Genomic DNA, 6,390 nt, shown 5'->3' on the forward strand with positions numbered 1-6,390 from the left:
CCCAACTGGCGGAGTCTCCGGGCGCTCCGCCAGGGCCCGGCCATTCCAGCGCCACCCCGTCGATGTCACGGCGATCGATCCCGGCGTCGGCGATGGCGCCCTTCACACACTCCAGCAGCAGGTCGTGAGACGTCCGGCCCGGCAGGCTGCGCGCCTGCTGGCTGGCGTAGACACCCACTACAACCGGATCACGTGCCGAAGCCATCGTCAGTTCTCAACCGCCGGGCACCGAACGACGCCACAGCATGGGTTTGTCCCCTCCCCGCCCGGGCGGTCAATGCGCACGAGCTGGTCGGGCCGACAGGATCACCCATGCGATGAGGCATGGAGTGAGCGCAGCGCGACCTTGTTGATCTTGCCGCTGAGCAGGGCCGGGAAGCTGTCCAGGAACACGACCTGTTTGGGCTTCTTGTAGCTGGCGATCAGGGTCGCGGTATGGGCGATGATGTCCGCCTCCTCGACCTTCGCCCCGGGGAGCAGGATCACGCAGGCCACGACCGTCTCGCCCCACTTCTCGTCGGGCGCGCCGATCACCGCGACCTGTGCCACGGCCGGGTGTTCGGCGACCGCCCGCTCGACTTCCTGGGAATAGATGTTTTCCCCGCCGGAGATGATCATGTCCTTCTTGCGATCGACCAGGAAGATGCGCTCGCAGTCGTCGAACCGGCCCATGTCGCCCGTCCGCAGCCAGCCGTCCTTAAGCGCCTCCAGCGTCGCTGCCGTGTTGTTCCAATAGCCGACCATGACCGCGTCGCCACGCACAAGCAGCTCACCCACCTCGCCGATGGCACAATCCCGCCCCTCATCGTCGACGATGCGGATTTCGGTCAGGGGATAGGCATTGCCGATCGACCCCAGCAGGTTGACCATCTGACCGTCCACGGCATGGAGGTGTTTGGGCAGGGCCGTCCCGGTGCCCTCGGTCTGGCCCCAGGAGTTGACGAACACCCGTCCGAATTTCGCCAACGCGCGCCTCAGCACCGGCACCGGCATGGGCGCAGCGGCGTAGAGGATGGTCTCGACGCTGGACAGGTCGTAGCGGTCAAAATCGGGGTGATCGACGAGGGCCTGCACCATCAGCGGCACCAGATGCAGGTGCGTAATCCGCCGGCTTTCGATGGTCTTCAAAACAGCCTCGGGGTCGAAGCTGCGGTGGATGTGGATCTCTCCGCCCCGCCACATCTGGCCCAACATGCTGGACTGGGCACCGGCGTGGAACATGGGCATGACCTCCAGCATCCGGCCACGCGGACGGATATCCATGGTCAGGCACATGCACTCGCCGACAGCCAGTTCGCCGCGATGGCTGCGCATCACGCCCTTGGGTCGTCCGGTCGTTCCGGACGTGTAGATGATGTGGGCGATGTCGTAGGGCCGGGCGATCAGAGTCGACCCATTCGGATCGCCAGCTGAAAGGAAGGCCTCGTAGTCGGTCGCCCAGTCTATCGAGTCGCCGATGCAAACGAAGGTCCGGATCGACGGCAGGTCCTTCTTCAACTCTGCGACGACCTGAGCGTACTGCGCCTCGAAGATCAGGACGCGTGGGGCCGTATCGCCCAGAATCCACGCCATCTCCGGCGCTGCGAGGCGGAAGTTGACGGTGCTCAGGATGTAACCCGACAGCCAGGCGGCGCTGAATGCTTCGGCGTATTCGGTGCAGTTCATGGCCAGGACCGCAATCCGGTCCTGTCGCTCCACCCCAGCCTTTTGCAGCGCGGAGGCCAACTGCCGTGCGCGCGCCAGATGCTCGGCGTGGGTGAACCGCGTGTCGCCATAGACCAGCGCAGTATCGTCCGGCGTGAACCGTGCAGCCCGCGTGATCAGGTCACCGAGCGTCTTCACGCTGCGGCCTGTCGAGGGTGGCCAGCGAACCGTTCTACATGACTGTCGGTCCCGCCGAACAGGCCCCGCGCCAGCACGGCGCGCTTGTAGAAGTGGCCGACGATGTACTCTTCGGTCACGCCGATACCGCCATGCAGCTGAATAGCCTCGGCGGTCACCTTGACAGCCGCCTCCGTCACCTGGACCTTGGCCGCCGAGACACCCGCGCGCCGCTTCGCCGGATCGGTCTCGGAAAGCGCCGCAACGCCGCGCAACAGCATCGACCGTGCCAGTTCCGTCTCGACCAGCATGTCGGCCATCCGGTGCTGCAGGGCCTGAAAGGTGTTCAGGGTCACACCGAACTGCTTGCGCGTCTTCAGGTAGTCCCGCGTCAGCCACAGGGCGGCGTCCATGGCCCCGACGCACTCCGCCAGCAGCCCGATCACTCCATGGTCGACTGCGAGTTCGATTCCGGGCAAGGCTCCGCCGACCGGTCCGATGACGGCATCATCCGCAACCTCGACGTCGTTTAACACGAAGTCGGCCACCCGGCGTCCGTCCACGGCATGATAGGCCAGAACCTCGACGCCAGGCGCACCAGCGGCGATCTTGAAAAGTGTCACCCCCGTCGGCGTACTGGCGGACACCAACAGGAAGTCCGCGCTCGGTCCGCCCAGCACAAAGCCTTTGCGCCCGCTGATGCGCCAGCCATTCCCGTTCGACACCGCGACCGTGGTGATGGCCCCGTCGTTGCCCCGCATCCCGACTTCGTTGTGCGCCAGTGAGACCAGCGCCTCGCCGCCCACAATGGCCGACAGCAGTTCCGCCTTCTGAGCCGCGTCGCCCAGGGCTGCGACGGCACGGGCCGCGATCACCGCGCACGACAGATAGGGCTCGACGACCAGCGCCCGGCCGAACGCCTCCTGCAAGATCATCGTCTCGATCGGGCCGCCACCGTAGCCGAACTCGTCATCCGACAGGCCTGCGCCCAGCCAGCCGAGTTCGGCGAACGTTGCCCACAGCTCGCGCGAGAACCCCTCCGAGCTTCGCAGCAGGCCGCGCCGATGCTCGAAGCCATAGTCGCGATCACACAGGCGGCGAACGCTTTCCTTCAGGGCTGCCTGTTCCTCGTTCAGCGAGAAGTCCATCGTCGCTCTCCTCACAGTCCCAGGACGGACTTGGCGATGATGGTGCGCTGGATCTCGTTGGCACCGCCGTAGATGGTCGTGGCCCGCCGGAACATGGCGCGCGACAACCATCCTGCGGCGTGGCCCGGCGCAGGCGGCACAGGGGCCAGCACGTCCATATTGTCCTGCCCCTCGACGTCCGGAAAGACGGCCAGGCCATGATCCCCCAGCGCCTCGACGGCCAGGTCGGCGATGCGCTGACGCAGTTCGGAACCCCTGACCTTCAGCACCGAAGCGGCCGCGTTCAATCCCGGATCGTCCTCGCCCATGTGCAACACCCGAACGACCGTCGCTTCCAGCGCGATCAGATCGATCTCGAACCGCGCCAGCCTTGCTGCAAACAGAGGGTCCTCGATGACCGGTCGGCCGTCCTTGGGTTCAGCGGCAGCGATCTCCTGAACCATGGACAGGTCGAACGCCGTGTGTGGCGTCTCGGCACTCATAGTCCGTTCGTTGGTCAACAGGAATTTGGCGTATCCCCAGCCCCGGTTCTCCTCACCGACCAAATTCTCGGCCGGGACACGAACGTTGTCGAAGAAGACCTCGTTGACGCTCAGCCCTTCGTTGATCGTGTAGATCGGCCGCACCGAGACTCCGGGGCTCTTCATGTCGATGAGCATGAAGGAAATGCCCGCCTGGGGCCGCGCCTCACTGTCAGTGCGGACCAGGGCGAACATCATGTCGGCCTTGTGCGCCTCAGACGTCCAGGTCTTCTGGCCGTTGACGACGTAATGGTCGCCGTCACGCATCGCGCTGGTCTTCAGCGACGCCAGGTCCGAGCCCGAGTTCGGCTCCGAGAACCCCTGGCACCAGAATGTGTCGGCGTTCAGGATTGCCGGCAGGTACTGCGCCTTCTGGGCGGCATTGCCGAAGGTACAGATGACCGGTCCGACAAGCTCGAGCGCGGCCTGATCCGGCACCGGCGCACCCGCTGCCCGCAGTTCGATCTGGAACAGATGCTTGCGCAGGGGCGACCAGTCCGTCCCGCCGTACTCGGTCGGCCAATGCACGGCCGCCAGGCCGCGCGCGTTCAGCAACCGCATCCAGGTCTGCACATCATCGTGGGTCGCGTGAAACCCTTGCCGACCCCGCCGCGCAATGTCGGCCGGCAGAAGATCGCGGATCAGGGCGCGCATTTCCGCCCGAAAGGCCACATCCGCCGGCTCAAGATCAAAATTCATGGCCTGACCTTAGCGCACCCGGCGCGTCCGCAACCGCTTTCGCGCGATCCACGACCCGCCAATCGCATGGGCGATCCGGCCATACCGAACTCAGACCGGCAACTCGCCGCGCCGGGCCGCCTCGTGCATCTCGCCCGGAAACAGATAGACCTCCTGCGCGACCGAGGCGATCAAGGTGCCTGTCTGGTCGTAAATCCGCCCCTGTGCCAGTCCGCGCGCGTCGCCCGCCCACGGTGCCTCCATGTCATACAGGTGCCATTGCGACGGATCGGTCGGACGGTGAAACCACATGGCGTGATCCACACTGGTCAGGCGCTGGCGGATGGCATCCGGATGCGGTCCCTTGACCACGCCGCCCAGCCAGAAGTCCGACAGATAGGCAAGGCCACAGGCGCGCAGGGCATCGTCGTCGAGCCCCTGCTCGCGCGCCCGCATCCAGACCAGCCGGTGCGCCTCGCTGGTTACCGGAACCATCCGGCGTTCGACCAGGGGCAGCAGGGTTCGCATCTGTTCCGGCCTGGCATCGAACTGTTCGACCATGGCGCGTTCGAACGGATCCTGGTCGGAAACTTCGTATGGCCCTGGGGCAACCGGCGCCGGGCGGGCGTGCGAGACGCCCTCTGCACCGGCGTGGAACGACGCCTCCATGTGGAAGATGGCCTTGCGGTTCTGCAATGCCGTGACCCGCCGCGTGGTGAAGTTCCGGCCGTCACGGGTCCGCTCGACCTGATAGACCACGGGCTCGGCTTCCGCCCCGGGCCGGATGAAATAGCCGTGCAGCGAATGCACCGGCCGATCGGCCTCAACCGTGAACAGACAGGCCCTCAGCGCCTGCGCCAGCACCTGGCCGCCGTAGAGCGCACCGCTCAGATTGGGCTCGGTATAGCGGGAACGGAAGAAGTCTGACCCGACGTCCTGAAGGTCGAGCAGGTCCAGCAGGCTCAGGTCTCGCGCCGGCTTTCCCATCTAACCTGTCGCACCCGTCCTGGACTGGATCATGTGCCAGTAGTTCGTCGCGTCCGTCGGCACGGTCAAGGCGGACGTATCGCGAATGGCGCTCCACTGGGCCGCGACCCCTTCCGGTGTGAAGTCGTCCAGGACGACGCCCTCGTTGACCGCGATCACGGCACGGCTGATCCAGCCGCAACCGGCGCTGAAGATTTCACCCGACGCCGGGCAGCTTTGGTGGGCCAGGGCCAGGACCAGCGGCGAGACGCGACCCGTCGACATCGGATCCTCCTCAGGCGTCTTCGGCTCGGTCGCTTGGCCCGACATTCCGGCGGTCGCAGTCAGGCGTGTCGCTGCGGTGGGGGCCAGGGCATTGACCTTGATTCCGGCCTTTGCGCCCTCGATCGACATGACCCGCATCATGCCGACGATGCCCAGCTTGGCCGCGCAGTAGTTCGCCTGCCCAAACGCCCCGAACAGGCCGGACGGCGACGCCGTGACCACGATATTGCCGCCGCCATTCTCGCGCATCCAGTTGAACGCCGGTTGCACCGTGAACATGGTGCCGCGCAGATGGACGTCGAGGATGATGTCCATTTCCTCCTGACTCAACTTGGAGAAGCTCCGGTCGCGCAGGATGCCGGCGTTGGCGATCACGGCATCGACGCGGCCCCAGGTGTCGAGCGCGGTCTGGATGATGCTGGCACCGCCTGCCTGCGTCGCCACGCTGTCGAAACTGGCCGCGGCCTCGCCCCCGGCAGCCACGATCTCGGCCACGACCCGCGATGCCGCCGCCTGATCGCCGCCCTGGCCGTCGGTCGAGCCGCCGAGGTCGTTGACGACCACTTTCGCCCCCCGGGCCGCGAGATCGTGGGCGTAGGTGCGGCCCAGGCCATTACCCGCGCCGGTGACGACGACGACCTTGCCGTCGAAGCGGATGCTGTCAGCCATGATGTCTTCCTTGAATGGGATTGCGCGTGAAGCGCGTCAGGTGTGCTTGAATTTCGGGCGGCGCTTCTCGATCGCCGACGTGCGCTTCTCGATCGCGTCCTCGGTCGCCTGGCTGGCCAGGACGGCGCGGTTCTCGAGCTCGATCGCCGCTTCCAGACTGCCCGCGCCCTGGTTGAACCACAGCGACTGTTTGGTCAGCCAGATGCCGACAGGGCTGTTCAAAGCAATCGCGTCGGCCAGCTTCAGCGCCTCTTCGATCAGGACCTCGTCGTCCACGATCCGCAGCACCAGTCCGATCCGCT

General features: G+C 66.0%; 6 protein-coding genes and 1 pseudogene. All 7 read right to left on the bottom strand.

Translation table 11 applies throughout. The features are described 5' to 3' along the window. Window positions 1-205 (bottom strand): annotated as a pseudogene (locus ACILQR_RS14960) (hypothetical protein); the annotation flags it as partial. Between the two features lie 101 nt (window positions 206-306). Beyond that, window positions 307-1,842, bottom strand: a complete 1,536-nt coding sequence (locus tag ACILQR_RS14965) for a class I adenylate-forming enzyme family protein (protein ID WP_395652184.1) — start codon at window positions 1,840-1,842, stop codon at window positions 307-309. Further along, window positions 1,839-2,969, bottom strand: a complete 1,131-nt coding sequence (locus ACILQR_RS14970; protein ID WP_395652185.1) for an acyl-CoA dehydrogenase family protein — start codon at window positions 2,967-2,969, stop codon at window positions 1,839-1,841. The genes ACILQR_RS14965 and ACILQR_RS14970 overlap by 4 nt, the downstream gene beginning before the upstream one ends. An 11-nt stretch (window positions 2,970-2,980) precedes the next feature. Then, entirely contained in the window at window positions 2,981-4,189 is a 1,209-nt protein-coding gene (locus tag ACILQR_RS14975) for an acyl-CoA dehydrogenase family protein (protein WP_395652186.1), read from the bottom strand. Between the two features lie 90 nt (window positions 4,190-4,279). Continuing rightward, entirely contained in the window at window positions 4,280-5,155 is an 876-nt protein-coding gene (locus ACILQR_RS14980; protein ID WP_395652187.1) for an acyl-CoA thioesterase, read from the bottom strand. Then, complete coding sequence (locus ACILQR_RS14985; protein ID WP_395652188.1) at window positions 5,156-6,088, bottom strand: SDR family NAD(P)-dependent oxidoreductase; 933 nt, start codon at window positions 6,086-6,088, stop codon at window positions 5,156-5,158. Between the two features lie 36 nt (window positions 6,089-6,124). Next, the coding region (locus ACILQR_RS14990; protein ID WP_395652189.1) for an enoyl-CoA hydratase/isomerase family protein at window positions 6,125-6,390 on the bottom strand (266 nt) is incomplete at its 5' end.

The organism is Brevundimonas sp., from assembly GCF_044239655.1.
Lineage (GTDB): Bacteria > Pseudomonadota > Alphaproteobacteria > Caulobacterales > Caulobacteraceae > Brevundimonas.

What these genes read in the sequence shown, in the direction of transcription:
- ACILQR_RS14970 (WP_395652185.1), bottom strand. Translation starts at nt 2,969, where the DNA reads ATGGACTTCTCGCTGAACGAGGAACAGGCAGCCCTGAAGGAAAGCGTT.
- ACILQR_RS14975 (WP_395652186.1), bottom strand. Translation starts at nt 4,189, where the DNA reads ATGAATTTTGATCTTGAGCCGGCGGATGTGGCCTTTCGGGCGGAAATG.
- ACILQR_RS14980 (WP_395652187.1), bottom strand. Translation starts at nt 5,155, where the DNA reads ATGGGAAAGCCGGCGCGAGACCTGAGCCTGCTGGACCTGCTCGACCTT.
- ACILQR_RS14985 (WP_395652188.1), bottom strand. Translation starts at nt 6,088, where the DNA reads ATGGCTGACAGCATCCGCTTCGACGGCAAGGTCGTCGTCGTCACCGGC.